Genomic DNA, 14,867 nt, shown 5'->3' on the forward strand with positions numbered 1-14,867 from the left:
GGACAAGGAGCATCGGCCGCTGTGATCAGCGCAACCCGCGCGGGTGGCCATGGGGTGGGGGAACCCGGGGTACTCAGACGCCGAGGGCACGTCGGCGTCATACGCACCAACAGGCGACCGGCGGCACAGGAGAGGCGGCACAAAAGCACACGCCCGACGCCTACGGCACGGGCACCAGCGACGCGGAGGTACCCATGCGGCGGACGGACCCGGGGGGGCACGGACCCGTCCGCTACGGCCCACCGCTCCCCGAGGACGGACTGCCGGTCCTGCCCGAACTCGCCGCGGTCCTCGCCGCGGCCGCCGCCCGTCCCGCGAGCGAGCCGGTCGGTGGCGGGCGCGCCCTGCTGGAGGCCGCGTGCGGCTACTGGGAGCGCCGCGGCCTGACCTGCGGCCCCGACCGTGCCGCGGCCGCCCCCGGCGCCCCGGCCCTGCTCGTCGCGCTGACCGCCGCGCTCGGCGGCGACGTCCTGGTGCCCCGCCCCTGCGCCGCCTGGTGGGCGCCGTACGCGCGCCTGCTGGGCAGACCCGTCTTCCACGTGGCGACACCCGCGGAGTGCGGCGGCGTCCCCGACCCGTTCGCGCTCCTGGAGACCGTGCGCCGCGTGCGTGACGAAGGGGGCGACCCGCGGCTGCTCGTGCTGTCCGTCGCCGACGACCCCACGGCCACCGTGGCGCCCCCCGAGGTGTTGCACGAGGCCGTGGAGGCCGCCGCGGGGGAGGGCCTGCACCTGGTCAGCGACGAGACCTGGCGCGACACCGTGCACGCCCCGCAGGACACCGTCCTGCTCAGCCCCGCCGAGATGCTGCCCGACCAGGTCACCGTCGTCACCGACCTGGCCGGCGCGCTGCTCCCCTCCGGCTGGCCCGCCGCCGTCGCGCGCTTTCCCACCGGCCCCACCGGCGCGGGTCTGCACGCGCGTGTGCTCGACGTGCTCACCGCGCTCGGCGCCCGCGTCGCCGCCCCGGTGGCCGTGGCGGCCGGACACGCCCTCGGCGAGCCCGAGCCCGTCACCGCGCGCGTGGCCGCCGCCGTACGCCTGCACGCGCGCGTGGCCGCCGCCGCGCACCACGCGGTGGTCGCGGCCGGGGCCCTGTCCCTGCCCCCTCGGGCCGGGCGCCACCTCTACGTCGACCTCGGCCCGCTGCGCGCCGCGCTCTCCGCGCGGGGCGTGGGCGACGCGCAGGACCTGGAGGACCACCTCGCCGCCCGGCTCGGCATGCCGGCCCCGGGCGGCCACCGTTTCGGCGACGACCTCGAGGCGCTGCGCGTCCGGCTGGCCACCGGCCCGCTGCTGGGCGCCACGCCCGAGGAGCGCGCGGAATGCCTCACTTCCCCCTCACCGTTGGAACTGCCACACGTGCAACGCGCGTTGATCACCCTGAGGTCGGTCTTCGACGATCTCCGCGACGACGCTCAGCGACGGGAGCCTCCTCGATGACGCAGCAGTCCGAGTCGACCACCACGAGCCCGACCACCACGACCCCGGCCACTACGACCCCCGCGAGCCCGACCACCACGGGCCCGAGCCCCCTCGGCGCCGACCCCGGCCCCCACCCGGCCACGTCACTCTTCGAGCCCACTGCCCCGCCCCTCGCCGCCCCCCGAGCGCTCGGTGAACGCCGGGTGTGGCCGCGGTCGTTCCACGACCGGCTGACCGCCCCGCTGCCCGGCCTCAAGGCCCTCGCCCGCTTCGCCCGCGAGGGCGCCGTCCGGCCCGGGAAGGAGGGCCTCGCCGACATCCCGAGGCTGCCCGTCGCACCCGCCCCGGTGCCACGTGTCGACGCGGACACCCTCGCCGTCAGCTGGGCGGGGCACGCCAGTTGGGTGGTGCAGATCGGCGGCCTGACCGTCCTGACCGACCCGGTCTGGTCCCGTCGCATCCTCGGCACCCCGGCCCGCATCACCCCCGTCGGCGTCCCCTGGGACGCGCTGCCACCGGTCGACGCGGTCGTCATCAGTCACAACCACTACGACCACCTGGACGCCCCCACGCTGCGCCGACTCCCGCGTGACACCCCGGTGTTCGTGCCGGCCGGCCTCGGCCGCTGGTTCCGTCGGCGCCGGTTCACCAGGGTCACGGAACTGGACTGGTGGGAGGCGGCCGAACTGGACGGCGTCCGCTTCGACTTCGTCCCCGCCCACCACTGGTCCAAGCGGTCCTTGACCGACACCTGTCGCAGCCTGTGGGGCGGCTGGGTGCTCACCGCTCCCGACGGCCACCGCGTCCACTTCGCGGGCGACACGGGCTACGGCCACTGGTTCTCCCGCATCGGCAGCCGCTACCCCGGCATCGACCTCGCCCTGCTCCCCATCGGTGCCTACGACCCCCGCTGGTGGCTCAGCGACGTGCACTGCGACCCGGAGGAGGCCGTCCGCGCCGCCCAGGACCTCGGCGCCCGCCGTATGGCCCCCATGCACTGGGGCACCTTCGTCCTGTCCGCCGAACCCGTCCTCGAACCCCTCACCCGCGTCCGAGCGGCCTGGGAAGCGGCGGGCCTGCCCCGCGAGAACCTCTGGGACCTGCCGGTGGGCGGCTCCCGCGTCCTGGAATAGGACCGGTCCGCCGGACAGGTCCTGGCGGGCGCACGCAAGAGGCCCCGCCCCGGAGAACCGGGGCGGGGCCTTACTGGAGCGCCGGGCAGGCCTTGCACCTGCATTTCCCCGCAGGAAGCGGGGCGTCTTTCCTTGGACCACCAACGCGAGGCGCTTTCGCAGGAGTTCTGCGGTGCGCTCAAGATCGATCATAGACGTACCGCGCCCGTGCGCCAAATCGGCCCTCAGGCGGCCCGTGTCCCCCGTACTCGCCGCCACACACTCGGGATGGCGCTGATGAGGAGCGTCAGGGCGATCGCGGCCAGCACGCCCTCCCACGGCTCGCTGAACAGCGAGCCGCCGAGGATGCCGATCAGCTGGTACGTCACGGCCCAGGCCAGGCAGGCCGGCAGGTTGCCGCGGGCGAAGCGGCGCAGCGGCCACTTCGCCATCAGGCAGGCCAGCATCACCGGGATGCGTCCCGCCGGTACCAGCCGGGACAGCACCAGCACCGCCACGCCGTGACCGGCCAGCTTCTCCTGGGCCTGCGTCAGCCGGTCCTCCGGCGCCCGGGACCGGATCGCCTCCAGCCACCGCGAGCCGTTCTTCGACCCCATCCCGCGCCGCCCCAGCCAGTACAGCGCCGCGTCCCCGAGGAACGCGGCCAGCGACGCCGTCAGGAACACCAGCAGCAGTGAGAACGGCGCCGTCTGGTGGAAGGCGACCACGGCCGCCGAACTCACCAGCGCCCCCGTCGGCACCACCGGCACCAGTGCCCCGGCCAAGACCAGCAGGAACAGCGTCGGATAGCCGAACGCCTGCTGGGTCGACTCCATCGGCACGACCGCCGGGACGGCGGCGACCAGCCAGGTCACCGCGTGACCTCCAGCCGTACGCTCTCCCCGTGCCCGAGCCGGTGCACCTCGACCCGCGGCGCGCGCTGGGCCGCCAGGCGCACGAACTCCTCGCCCGGCGCGTGGAACTCGTGGGGGCGCACGGCGTCCATCCCGATCGGCCAGTACGTGCCGTAGTGCACCGGCACCGCACTGCGCGGCGCCAGCCGGGCCAGCGCCTGTGCGGCGCGCCCCGCGTCGAGATGCCCCTCGCCGAGGTACGGCCCCCAGCCACCCACCGGCAGCAGCGCCGCGTCGACCGGCCCGACCGCCTCGGCCATGTCGTCGAACAGACCCGTGTCCCCGGCGAAGTACGTCCGCGCCTCCCCCTCGATGACGTACCCGAGGGCGGGGGAGCGGTGCGGGCCGACGGGCAGCCGCCGCCCGTCGTGCAGGGCGGGCACGGCCCGTACGGCCAGATCGCCGACCCGGGTCACGTCCCCGGGAGCCACCTCGGTCACGTGCAGCCGCGTGAGTCGACGCAGGCCCGGCACGGCGCGCCGTGCGCCCCGGGGCACGAGGAGGCGCGTACCCGGCGCAAGGCGCGCAAGGGAGGGCACATGGAGGTGGTCGGCGTGCAGGTGCGAGACGAGCGCCACGTCCGCGTTCCAGGCGTGGGGCGGGGGCAGCGCGCCCCGGCGGCGCCGCAGGTGGGCCAGCCGACGTACGAACAGAGGGTCGGTGAGGACCCGTATGTTCGAATCCTGCACGGTGCAGGTGGCGTGTCCCCACCACGTGACCTCCACAGGCACCTCTTTGCCTCCTTCGCGCGACTCCCCGAAGCCTACGGGCAGGAGTAGGGTCGGCGGCGAAACCCGGAGGTGAGGGGGACGCCATGGGATCGGTTCGTGTCACGGCGATCGCGAGTCTGACGCCGCTGGAGGAGCTGGACGACGACCCCTTCCTGGTGGACTCCCGCAGCCAGCACGCGATGTGCGCCCGCTGGGCCGCCGAGCGGGGCTACGTCGTCAGCCGGGAACTGCTGGTGCGCGGGCTGCGCCCCGACCACTGCGTGCTGTGGGACGGCATCCGGCCGGGCGTCGACCTCTTCGTCGCCCCCAGCCGCCGCGTCCTGGAGAGCGCCCTGTCCTCCGTCGAGGAGTTCACCGCCGAGTGCGCCCGGCGCGGGGTGCGCGTCGAGACCGTGGGCCGCGCGGAACCGTCGTACGACGCGCAGATGAAGGCACGGGTGCACCGCAGGCTGTCGATGCCGACGGCCGGGTACGACGGGAGATAGGGCCGAACGCCCGCCGGTCCGTTCGCGAGCATGTGACAGGGTGGACACCGAGCCCCCGCGGGCGGCGGGGCCGGGACGTGAGGTGTGCTGGGCGTGCGTGAGGGGCGTTGGCGGCGGGCCGTCAGTCAGGTGGGGCGGAGCATCGCGGTGTGGGCGGTCTCCACGGTCACGATGCTCGTGCTCGCGGGCATCCTGCCCGACTTCCAGCTCCAGTCCGCCTCCGACGACAGCGCTACCGAACTGGCCGTCACCGCGGGTATCGGCGCCGGTGTCTTCGGCCTGCTGTCCGCGCTGGTCTGGCCCCTCCTCGTACGGCTCCTGCTGCTCGTTCCGGCCCTCGTCCTCGGTGCGCTGGTCTTCTTCCTCAACGGCTCGCTGCTCCTGCTCGCGCTGAGACTCAACCCCTCCGGCGACAGCGAGGCCGCCCCCGAGACCGCCGTCATCGTCGCCGCCGTGATGTCCGCCGTCGCCTCCGCGACCGGTGCCGCGCTGGCCGTCCGTGACGACGACGCCTACCGCCGCCGGCTCTACCGCCTCGCCGACCGCCGCCGCAGGGGCGGGCCGCCCTGCCCCAGCTGCCCCGGCACCGTCTTCGTGCAGCTCGACGGCGTCGGCCACGACGTCCTCCTGGACGCGGTCGCCAAGGGACTCATGCCCACCGTGGCCCGGTGGCTCGGCGACGGCACCGCGCCCGTCCCCACACACCGGCTCACCTCGTGGCGCACCGACTGGTCCAGCCAGACCGGCGCCAGCCAGCTCGGCATACTGCACGGCAGCAACCACGACATCCCCGCCTTCCGCTGGTACGAGAAGGACACCGGTGAGGTGATGGTCAGCAACCGCCCGACCAGCGCCGCCGAACTCCAGCGCCGCGCCGTCGAACGCACCGGCGACGACGGACTCCTCGCCGTCGACGGCGCCAGCCGCGGCAACCTCTTCAGCGGCGGCGCCGGGGAACAGGCCCTCGTGCTGTCCATAGCCGGCCGCAGACGCAGCCGGGAGAACCGCTCCCGGGCGGGCTACTTCGCCTACTTCAGCGATCCGGCCAACGCCGTGCGCACCGCCCTGTCCTTCATCGCCGAGGTCTGCCGCGAGATGGGCCAGTCCGTCCGGGCCCGCCTGCGCCGACAGCGCCCGCGCGTCGGACGCGGCGGGCTCTACCCCTTCGTCCGCGCCTTCGCGACCGTCGTCGAACGTGACGTCGTCGTCGCCGCCGTCATGGGCGACCTGCTCGCCGGACGGACCGCCGTCTACGCCGACCTCGTCGCCTACGACGAGGTCGCCCACCACTCCGGGCCGCGCAGCCGGGACGCCGAGAAGGTCCTCGAACGCCTCGACCGGTCCCTCGCGCTCATCGAGAACGTCACCGAGCACGCACCCCGCCGCTACCGCATCGTCGTCCTGTCCGATCACGGACAAAGCCCCGGTGAGACCTTCCGCGCCCGCTACGGCCTCACCCTCGGCGACCTGGTCCGGGCCGGCTGTGGCCTGCCCGTGCCCCGCAAGGCCGACCGCACCCGCAGCGGGGCCGAGGCCCGCGCCGCCGTACGCGCGGCGCTGCGCCGGCCCGTCGAGGAGGGCCGGGCCCACCAGCACCCCGCGAGCCGCGACTCCGAGCCGGTCGTGCTGGCCTCCGGCAACCTCGGCCTGGTCTCCTTCCCGGACGTGCCGCACCGGATGACCAAGGAGGAGATCGACGCCCGCCACCCCGCCCTGCTGACCACGCTCGCCAACCACCCCGGCATCGGGTTCCTGCTCGTGCGCAGCGAGGAACACGGCGGGATCGTGCTCGGCGCGCGCGGCGCCGAGATACCGCTGCACGAACTCAGCGACGAACACCCCGGACCGCTCGCCGACTTCGGCCCCGGCGCCGCCGACGCCGTGCGCCGCACCCATTCCTTCCCGCACGCCGCCGACATCATGGTCAACTCCTTCCACGACCCGGCCGACGGCGAGGTCCTCGCCTTCGAGGAGCAGATCGGCTCCCACGGCGGCCTCGGCGGCCCCCAGGCCAGACCGTTCCTCCTGTCCCCGCTCGCCCTGTCCGCACCCGACCCGAACGGCGAGCCCCTCGTCGGCGCCGAACAGGTCCACCAGGTCCTGCGCCGCTGGCTGGACGAGTCCAACGGCGCGGAACCCCGACTCAAGGCCCACGAGGACCGCCGGGCGGCCTGAGCACAAGACCCGCGAGGTCTGCTGGGTGGTCTGGCGTCAGCGGGGGAGGTCTGGTGGGTCTGGTCTTGGGGCGGCGGGGTCTGGTGGGTGGCCCGGCCTGAGGGCGGCGGGGTCTGGCGGGTGGTCTGGTCTCGGGGCCGCGAGGTCCGGCCTCCGCGCGGCGAGGTCTGCCGGGCCGCCTGGGCTCGGGCCCGCGAGGACTGTCGGGCGGCCAGAGCCCAGGGGGCCGCGAGAACCACCGCCGGGCCACGTGACAGGCCCGCCCGGCCCGCCGAGATCGGGCTGCGCCCACGGACCACCGCGCCTCCACCGCCGCCGGGCCACTTGACCGACCCGCCGGCCCGCCGAAATTCGGCTGCGCCCGCAGATCACCGCGCCCACACTGTTCGTACCGGACACCGCGCCCCTGCGCGTCCCTTTCGAACCCCCAGGAGCCCCTGCGTGCAGGCAGCCGTCACCGTCACGCCCTCCCGCATACCCGACCTGCTGCTCGGCCTCGCCACCGTGCGGCCGGTGTTCGTCTGGGGTGCCCCCGGCATCGGCAAGTCCTCCCTGGTGCGGGCGTTCGCCGAGTCGCTGGGACTGGAGTGCGTGAGTCTGCTCGGCACGCAGCTCGCGCCCGAGGACCTGATGGGCGTCCCGCAGATCCGCGACGGACGGTCGGTGTTCTGCCCGCCGGAGGCGATCGCCCGCGACGAGCCGTACTGCCTGTTCCTGGACGAGCTCAACGCGGCCGCGCCGGACGTGCAGAAGGCGTTCTACTCGCTGATCCTGGACCGCCGTATCGGCACCTACGAGCTGCCCAGGGGCTCCATCGTCATCGGCGCGGGCAACCGGGCCACCGACAACGCCCTCGCCCGCCCGATCGCCTCCGCCCTGGTCAACCGCCTCACCCACGTCCACCTGGAGGCCTCCGCCAAGGACTGGCTGGCCTGGGCCGCAGACCACGGCATCCACCCCTGGATCGTCGACCACCTCACCGACCGGCCCGACCACCTGTGGTCCAAGCCGCCCAAGACCGAGGAGCCGTTCTCCACGCCCCGCTCCTGGCACATGCTCTCCGACGCCCTGCACTCCTTCGGCCGGGACCTCGACGAGCAGACCCTGAAGGTCCTCGCACACGGCACCCTGACCCCCACGCACGCGACCGCCTTCTGCGGCTACGTCAAGATCGTGCGCAGCCAGTACGGCATCGAGGCCGTCATCCGGGGCGACGCCCGCTGGCCGCACCGTGTCGAGGACCGCGACCTGCTCTACTACCTCGCCGAGTCCTTCCGCGGCCGGCTCGTCAAGGAACTGCCCGCCGACAAGAACCACATGTCGGCGAACGGACGGCAGACCGCGCACCGCGCCAAGTCCCTGCTGGTGCAGCTCGCGGAGATCTCCGTCGAGGTCGCCCAGACGGTCATCGCCTCCGACGCCGACGGAAACCCGGTGCTGCCCGCCTGGTTCCTGGTCGAGGCGGCCCGGGACATGCCCCGGCTGGTCGAGGCGCGGCGATGAGCCGCACCCGCGGCAAGGGAGCCAAGAAGCCGGACAGGGCGACCGAGGCCTTCCAAGCGGGGCTGAAGCTGGTGCGCGCCAACCCGGCCCTCGACGCGGTCGCCTTCGGCACCTGCCGCGAGGAGTGCGGGACCGCGCCCCGCGACGGACTCGTCCGCGTCGACTCCGACGGCTACCTGCACGCCCACCCCACCCGCCTCGCCGACCCCGCCGTCTGGGCCTGGTCCCTCGCCCACGCCGTGCTCCACCTCGGCTTCGGGCACGTCCCGCAGGTCAAGGGAGAGCGCGTCCAGCCCGACCGCTACGACCGTGCCGCCCGCTGCGTCGTCGTCAACCGCTTCCTGCTGACCTTCCCCGTCGGCCGCGCCCCGGACGGGCTGCCGCCGTCCTACCCCGACGGCGACGAGGAACAGCTCGCCGCGCGCTGGCGACGCGACGGGCTGCCGGCGGCGTACGAGCACTGCGGTACGGCGGGCGCGGAGGCCGACCAGCTCCTTCTGACGCTGAGCCGGTGGCAGCAGCCCAAGGACTGGCAGCTGGCCTTCGCCACCGCCCTGACCCGGACCGTCTCCGCGGCGATGGACATGGCGGCCGGCCGGCGCGACTCCCTCGACGCCGAGGAGACCGCTCAGCGCCCCTGGGAGAAGGCCCTGAGCTGGTTCGTCTCCTCCTACCCGCTGCTCGGCGGCATCGCGGCCGGCATCAAGCTCGTCGCCGACGCCGAACTCGCCCACGCCCACGGCATCGCCGTCGCCGCCGTCAACGCGGAGGCCGGCGAGATCTACATCAACCCGCTGCGGGGGTTCGAGGACGAGGAGTGGCGCTTCGTCCTCGCCCACGAGATGCTGCACGCCGCCCTGCGCCACGGCGACCGCTGCGGCCCCCGCGACCCGTACCTGTTCAACGTCGCCTGCGACTACGTCATCAACGGCTGGCTGCGCGAGATGCAGATCGGCACGATGCCCGACGGAGTGCTGTACGACCCGGACCTCAAGGACCTCTCCGCGGAGGAGGTCTACGACCGCATCGTCGGCGACCTGCGTCGGATGCGCCGCCTGGCCACCCTGCGCGGCAAGGGCGTCGGAGACGTCCTGGGCGCCCCGCTCGGCCCGCCCTGCGACTACGTGGACCTCGACGGGTTCTACCGCCGCGGCCTCGCCCACGGCATGGACCTGCATGAACAGCAGGACCGCGGCTTCCTCCCCGGCGGCCTCGTCGAGGAGATCCGGGCCCTCAACCACCCGCCGCTGGACTGGGACGCCCGCCTCGCCCGCTGGTTCGACGAGTTCGTGCCCCGCCCCGAGCCCGTCAGGTCGTACGCCCGCCCCTCCCGCCGCCAGTCCGCCACCCCCGACATCCCCCGCGCGGGCCGCCACTTCCCGCCCGAGGAGATCGCCCGCTGCACCTTCGGCGTCGTCCTCGACACCTCCGGCTCCATGGACCGCACCCTCCTGGGCAAGGCCCTGGGCGCCATCGCCTCCTACGCCGAGGCCCGCGACGTACCGGCCGCCCGGGTCGTCTTCTGCGACGCCGCCCCGTACGACGCCGGGTACGTCCCGGTCACGGAGATCGCCGGCCGGGTACGGGTGCACGGCCGCGGCGGCACGGTCCTGCAGCCCGGGGTCGACCTGCTGCGCCGGGCGGACGACTTTCCGCCCGGCGCACCCGTCCTGATCATCACGGACGGCTGGTGCGACGTCCTACGGGTGCGGCGCGAGCACGCCTACCTGATTCCGCAGGGCCGTCGCCTGCCGTTCACCCCGCAGGGACCGGTCTTCCATGTGCGGTGAGCGGGAGTGTGATCGGATGGGGCACGGAAACCCGTCCGACGGGAAACCCACGTGAAAGGAAGAACCGTGGCAACCACGCGCTCCGCACACACCGTCTGGGAAGGCAACCTGCTCGAGGGCAACGGCGTCGTCACCTTCGACTCCTCCGGCATCGGCCAGCAGCCGGTGTCGTGGCCGTCGCGCGCCGAGCAGGCGAACGGCAAGACCAGCCCCGAGGAGCTGATCGCCGCCGCCCACTCCAGCTGCTTCTCCATGGCCCTCTCGCACGGCCTCGCCGGTGCCGGCACCCCGCCCACCAAGCTGGTCACGTCCGCGGACGTCACCTTCCAGCCGGGCGAGGGCATCACCGGCATCCACCTGACCGTGGAGGGCACGGTCCCCGGCCTCGACAACGACGCGTTCGTCGCCGCCGCCGAGGACGCCAAGAAGAACTGCCCGGTCAGCCAGGCCCTCACCGGCACCACGATCACCCTGTCGGCCAAGCTCGCCTGACCCGGCGCGACCCACCGCACGCCACTGCGGGCCGCCCCCCGGGGGCGGCCCGCGTGCCCGCCGGTTCGGCGACGGGGGGCGGGGTATAACGCCCTGCGCCGATACGGCGGAACAGGCGTCGGAAGGATGGGAATGCTGCCGGGAACCTCCGACAACGGCCGGGTGCTCGACTCCGCCGTCCGCGAACGCACCCGCATCCTGCTGCTGTTCAGCCTGGCAGGCCGGGTCCTACCGGGACCCGGAGCGCCCGGACGCCTCGTCGACGGCTTCGACTTCGGCCGCTTCACCCCCCATCTGCGCTCCAGCGAACCGCTGTTGCCCGTACCGATCCTGACCGAACAGGTCTCCCCGCAGGAGCTCGGGCTGCCGAGCGGCGCGCGCGGACTGGACCTGGCCGGGGCGCGGGTCCTGGTCGTCACCACGCCGCGCGGCGACGCGACCCTGCTCGTGGACTGCGACTTCGCCGACGAGACCCCGTCCGACGCCCTCGCCCCGTGGCTCGCGGCCACCTGCTTCCACCGCGCCGACCTCACCCTCGCGGGCCGGCCATTGCTCGAGGTGCTGACCGAGCGGCTCGGCCTGCGGGAACCGCTCGCGTTCGGGCAGAACGTCCACCAAGTCGTCTTCCCCGGCGGCCGCTTGGCGCGCGACCTGCTCGGCGCGGGCGACCACGACGACCCCCGGCTGTCCGCCCCGCTCAGCGAGATGATCTACCGGGGCAGACTGCCCAGCAACGGCACTCCCCACGCCGGCGTGATCGTCCCGCCGCACATGAGGAACCACGGCGTGACCGTCTCCGCGCACGGCCGGGGCGTCTCCGTCCAGGCGGGCTGGGCCCCGCACGTGGAGAACGGCCTGGCCCTGGTCGCGCTCGGCATGGTCTCCGCCCTGGCCGTCCTGCAGCGCACCCGGCTGGCCGCGTTCGGGATGATGCGCGCCAACCAGCAGGCGCCGACGGACTCCCCGTCCGAGGTGCGCACCCTCATCTCCCGGCTGTCGGCCGGCGTCAACGAACTGCAACTCGACCTCGCCTTCGGAGTGGAGGCCTACGTCGACAGCCTGCTGATCCCGGAGATGGTCATGGAGGGCTTCCAGTCCTCCCTGCGCGACGCGCTCGGCGTCCGCGACAGCCTCGACAACTCCGCCCGCATGGTCGAGCGACTGACCTCCGTGATCAACGCCCGCTCGGCGGCCCTCGACGCCGCCCTCGCGGAGCGCGACGACCGCCGCGACCGTACGATCTCGGGTCTCGTCGCCGCCGCCACGCTGATCGCGCTGCCGCCGACGCTGCTGCTGGCGTTCTTCGGGGTCAACGGCACCGACGTGGACGAGCACCGCTCCATCCTCGACCTGCGAGAATACGGCGCGGCCTATGTCGTGGCCTGGCTGCCCTTCGTCGTCCTGGTCCTGATCGGCTACATACTGCTCAGGCGGGTCGGCAGGCGCTCCGGCTCACTCCTGGCAGCCCCCGACGACGTCCGGGCACCCGTGCCCGCCCCACGCCCCTCATCCGGGAGGTGACCCGTGCCCCGAGGCGACGACGGCCCCGCCGTCTCCGCCCACCGCGGCGGCTCCGAACGCTTCGGCCCGGCCACCCGGGAGGCCTACGAGGACGCGATGGCCTCCGGCGCGGAGTACGTCGAGTTCGACATCCGGCGCACCGGGGACGGTGTCTTCGTCGTCCACCACGACCCCCGCGTGAACGGCACCGGCCCCGAGCTGGCGCGGATCACCCACGCGGAGCTCAGCGAACGCGCCGGTTTCGCGGTGCCCACCGTGGACGAGGTCATGGCGCTGATCGCCGGGAGGCTCGTCGGCCACCTCGACCTGAAGGAGGTCGGCCACGAGCGCGAGCTGATCGACCGGGCGATCGCCCTGCTCGGCCCCGAAGGGTTCGTCGCGACCACCCTGGAGGACCGGTCGATCGCCGAGATCACCAGCGCCTTCCCCCAGGTCCGCACCGCCCTGTCCCTGGGCCGCGACCGTCAGGAGGTGGGGGCCGCCCGGCTGGCCCGCACCCGGGCGAGCGAACTGTTCCCCGTGCGGCGCCTGCGCGCCTGCGGGGCCCACGGGGTCGCCGTGCACCAGCGTCTGGCCCGCGCCAACGTGCTGCGCGAGGCGGCCCGCCACCGCCTGTTCACCATGGTGTGGACGGTCAACGACGACACCGCGATGCGGACCTTCCTCACCGACCCGCGCGTGGACGTACTGGTCACCGATCGGCCCCGGCGGGCCGTGCAGCTGCGTGGCGAGCCGCATCGAACCCCCGCGGCGGGGAACGTGTCCCATTGACAGGAGCCCACTCAGGTTCTGAGCTGGAGAGCGGGAGACTTCCTCACAAAGGGGACAGCGATGGGACGTCCGGTCGGGATCGATCTCGGAACCACGAACTCGGTGGTGGCCGTCCTGGAGGGCGGCGAACCCACGGTCATCGCGAACGCGGAGGGGGCCAGGACCACACCGTCGGTCGTGGCGTTCGCCAAGAACGGCGAGGTGCTCGTCGGCGAGGTCGCCAAGCGGCAGGCGGTCACCAACGTCGACCGCACCGCCCGCTCGGTCAAGCGCCACATGGGCGACGCGCACTGGCGCTTCCCGGACCAGGGAGACGTGGACGGCACCCGCTACCGCGCCCAGGAGCTGTCCGCGCGGGTCCTGCAGAAGCTGAAGCGGGACGCCGAGTCCTACCTCGGCGAGGACGTCACGGACGCCGTGATCACCGTGCCCGCCTACTTCGACGACACCCAGCGGCAGGCCACCAAGGAGGCCGGTGAGATCGCCGGCCTGAAGGTCCTCAGGATCATCAACGAGCCGACCGCCGCCGCCCTCGCCTACGGCCTCGACCGGGGCGAGGAGCAGACCGTCCTCGTCTTCGACCTCGGCGGCGGCACCTTCGACGTGTCCCTGCTGGAGATCGGTGACGGCGTCATCGAGGTCAAGGCCACCAACGGCGACACCCACCTCGGCGGCGACGACTGGGACCAGCGGATCGTCGAGTACCTGGTCAAGAAGTTCAAGGGCCAGAACGGCATCGACCTCGGCAACGACAAGATGGCGTTGCAGCGGCTGCGCGAGGGCGCCGAGAAGGCGAAGATCGAACTGTCGTCGTCCTCCGAGACCACCATCAACCTCCCCTACATCACGGCCTCCGCCGAGGGCCCCCTGCACCTCGACGAGAAGATGACGCGCGCCCAGTTCCAGGAGCTCACCGAGGACCTCCTCGACCGGTGCAAGACACCCTTCCACCAGGCCGTCAAGGACGCGGGCATCAAGCTGTCCGCGATCGACCACGTGATCCTCGTCGGCGGCTCGACCAGGATGCCCGCGGTCACCGAGCTGGTACGGGAGTTGACCGGCAAGGATCCGCACAAGGGCGTCAACCCCGACGAGGTCGTCGCCGTCGGCGCGGCCCTCCAGGCGGGCGTCATCCGCGGCGACGTCAAGGACGTCCTGCTCCTCGACGTCACCCCGCTGTCCCTCGGCATCGAGACCAAGGGCGGCATCATGACGAAGCTCATCGAACGCAACACCACGATCCCCACCAGGCGTTCGGAGATCTTCACCACGGCCGACGACAACCAGCCCTCCGTAGGCATCCAGGTCTACCAGGGCGAACGCGAGATCGCCGCCTACAACAAGAAGCTCGGCGTCTTCGACCTCACCGGCCTGCCGCCCGCCCCGCGCGGTGTCCCGCAGATCGAGGTCGCCTTCGACATCGACGCCAACGGGATCATGCACGTCTCGGCGAAGGATCTGGCGACCGGCCGCGAACAGAAGATGACCGTCACCGGCGGCTCCGCGCTGCCCAAGGACGACATCGACCGCATGATGCGGGAGGCCGAGCAGTACGCCGAGGAGGACCGGCAGCGCCGGGAGGCCGCCGAGACCCGCAACCAGGCCGAGCAACTCGTCTACCAGACCGAGAAGTTCCTCCGCGACAACACCGACAAGATCCCCGCCGAGACCAGGACGGAGGTCGAGTCCGCGGTCGCCGAGCTCAAGCAGCTCCTGGAGCAGAACGCCGACACGGCCGCCCTTCGCGACGGCGTCGAGAAACTCGCCGGCGTCAGCCAGAAGATGGGCCAGGCGATGTACGCCCAGGCCCAGCAGGAGACCCCGGCCGAGGGCACCCCGCCGCGCCAGGACCAGGAGGGCGGGCAGGACGACGAGACGGTGGTGGACGCCGAGATCGTCGACGACGAGGACCGGGAGGCGAAGGGCGGGGCGGCGTAGACCGTCTGCTC

General features: G+C 73.3%; 12 protein-coding genes. 10 read left to right on the forward strand and 2 right to left on the reverse strand.

Going from position 1 to position 14,867, the window contains the following annotated elements; genetic code table 11:
* The first annotated feature begins 194 nt into the window (after positions 1 to 194).
* Both ACGFNV_RS00865 and ACGFNV_RS00870 read left to right on the forward strand, forming a co-directional pair.
* A complete protein-coding gene (locus tag ACGFNV_RS00865; RefSeq protein ID WP_393618285.1) occupies positions 195 to 1,442 on the forward strand; it encodes an aminotransferase class I/II-fold pyridoxal phosphate-dependent enzyme in 1,248 nt (415 codons plus the stop codon).
* Entirely contained in the window at positions 1,439 to 2,557 is a 1,119-nt protein-coding gene (locus ACGFNV_RS00870; protein ID WP_393618287.1) for an MBL fold metallo-hydrolase, read from the forward strand. Before ACGFNV_RS00865 ends, ACGFNV_RS00870 begins: the two co-directional genes overlap by 4 nt.
* 224 nt (positions 2,558 to 2,781) lie before the next feature.
* On the opposite strand, the gene ACGFNV_RS00875 is transcribed toward ACGFNV_RS00870, so the two are convergent.
* Positions 2,782 to 3,372, reverse strand: a complete 591-nt coding sequence (locus ACGFNV_RS00875) for a DedA family protein (RefSeq protein ID WP_393619952.1) — start codon at positions 3,370 to 3,372, stop codon at positions 2,782 to 2,784.
* Between the two features lie 35 nt (positions 3,373 to 3,407).
* The gene (locus ACGFNV_RS00880) at positions 3,408 to 4,181 is read right to left on the reverse strand and encodes an MBL fold metallo-hydrolase (RefSeq protein WP_393618289.1); all 774 of its coding nucleotides are present in this window, start codon (positions 4,179 to 4,181) and stop codon (positions 3,408 to 3,410) included.
* Positions 4,182 to 4,264: 83 nt separating this feature from the next.
* Here ACGFNV_RS00880 and ACGFNV_RS00885 point away from each other — a divergent pair, with 83 nt between their 5' ends.
* The 8 genes from ACGFNV_RS00885 to dnaK all read left to right on the forward strand — a co-directional run bounded on the left by ACGFNV_RS00885 (position 4,265) and on the right by dnaK (position 14,856).
* Entirely contained in the window at positions 4,265 to 4,666 is a 402-nt protein-coding gene (locus ACGFNV_RS00885) for a hypothetical protein (RefSeq protein ID WP_133925891.1), read from the forward strand.
* A 93-nt stretch (positions 4,667 to 4,759) separates the two neighbouring features.
* Complete coding sequence (locus tag ACGFNV_RS00890) at positions 4,760 to 6,841, forward strand: phage holin family protein (protein ID WP_393618291.1); 2,082 nt, start codon at positions 4,760 to 4,762, stop codon at positions 6,839 to 6,841.
* A 441-nt stretch (positions 6,842 to 7,282) separates the two neighbouring features.
* Positions 7,283 to 8,344 carry an ATP-binding protein gene (locus ACGFNV_RS00895; protein WP_393618292.1) on the forward strand — a complete coding sequence of 354 codons (1,062 nt, stop codon included), beginning with the start codon at positions 7,283 to 7,285 and terminating at the stop codon, positions 8,342 to 8,344.
* Positions 8,341 to 10,134: a hypothetical protein gene (locus ACGFNV_RS00900; RefSeq protein WP_393618294.1), complete on the forward strand. Its 1,794-nt coding sequence runs from the start codon at positions 8,341 to 8,343 to the stop codon at positions 10,132 to 10,134. Before ACGFNV_RS00895 ends, ACGFNV_RS00900 begins: the two co-directional genes overlap by 4 nt.
* Before the next feature lie 66 nt (positions 10,135 to 10,200).
* Positions 10,201 to 10,626: an OsmC family protein gene (locus tag ACGFNV_RS00905; protein ID WP_010983301.1), complete on the forward strand. Its 426-nt coding sequence runs from the start codon at positions 10,201 to 10,203 to the stop codon at positions 10,624 to 10,626.
* Between the two features lie 132 nt (positions 10,627 to 10,758).
* Positions 10,759 to 12,147 (forward strand): hypothetical protein, encoded by a 1,389-nt coding sequence (locus ACGFNV_RS00910; RefSeq protein ID WP_393618296.1) that lies wholly within the window; start codon positions 10,759 to 10,761, stop codon positions 12,145 to 12,147.
* A gap of 3 nt (positions 12,148 to 12,150) precedes the next feature.
* Positions 12,151 to 12,918 (forward strand): glycerophosphodiester phosphodiesterase family protein, encoded by a 768-nt coding sequence (locus tag ACGFNV_RS00915; RefSeq protein ID WP_393618297.1) that lies wholly within the window; start codon positions 12,151 to 12,153, stop codon positions 12,916 to 12,918.
* Between the two features lie 60 nt (positions 12,919 to 12,978).
* Entirely contained in the window at positions 12,979 to 14,856 is a 1,878-nt protein-coding gene (dnaK, locus tag ACGFNV_RS00920; protein WP_393618299.1) for a molecular chaperone DnaK, read from the forward strand.
* Positions 14,857 to 14,867 lie beyond the last annotated feature (11 nt).

The organism is Streptomyces sp. NPDC048751, from assembly GCF_043198595.1.
Lineage (GTDB): Bacteria > Actinomycetota > Actinomycetes > Streptomycetales > Streptomycetaceae > Streptomyces.

What these genes read in the sequence shown, in the direction of transcription:
- ACGFNV_RS00865 (WP_393618285.1), top strand. Translation starts at nt 195, where the DNA reads ATGCGGCGGACGGACCCGGGGGGGCACGGACCCGTCCGCTACGGCCCA.
- ACGFNV_RS00870 (WP_393618287.1), top strand. Translation starts at nt 1,439, where the DNA reads ATGACGCAGCAGTCCGAGTCGACCACCACGAGCCCGACCACCACGACC.
- ACGFNV_RS00875 (WP_393619952.1), bottom strand. Translation starts at nt 3,372, where the DNA reads ATGGAGTCGACCCAGCAGGCGTTCGGCTATCCGACGCTGTTCCTGCTG.
- ACGFNV_RS00885 (WP_133925891.1), top strand. Translation starts at nt 4,265, where the DNA reads ATGGGATCGGTTCGTGTCACGGCGATCGCGAGTCTGACGCCGCTGGAG.
- ACGFNV_RS00900 (WP_393618294.1), top strand. Translation starts at nt 8,341, where the DNA reads ATGAGCCGCACCCGCGGCAAGGGAGCCAAGAAGCCGGACAGGGCGACC.
- ACGFNV_RS00910 (WP_393618296.1), top strand. Translation starts at nt 10,759, where the DNA reads ATGCTGCCGGGAACCTCCGACAACGGCCGGGTGCTCGACTCCGCCGTC.
- dnaK (WP_393618299.1), top strand. Translation starts at nt 12,979, where the DNA reads ATGGGACGTCCGGTCGGGATCGATCTCGGAACCACGAACTCGGTGGTG.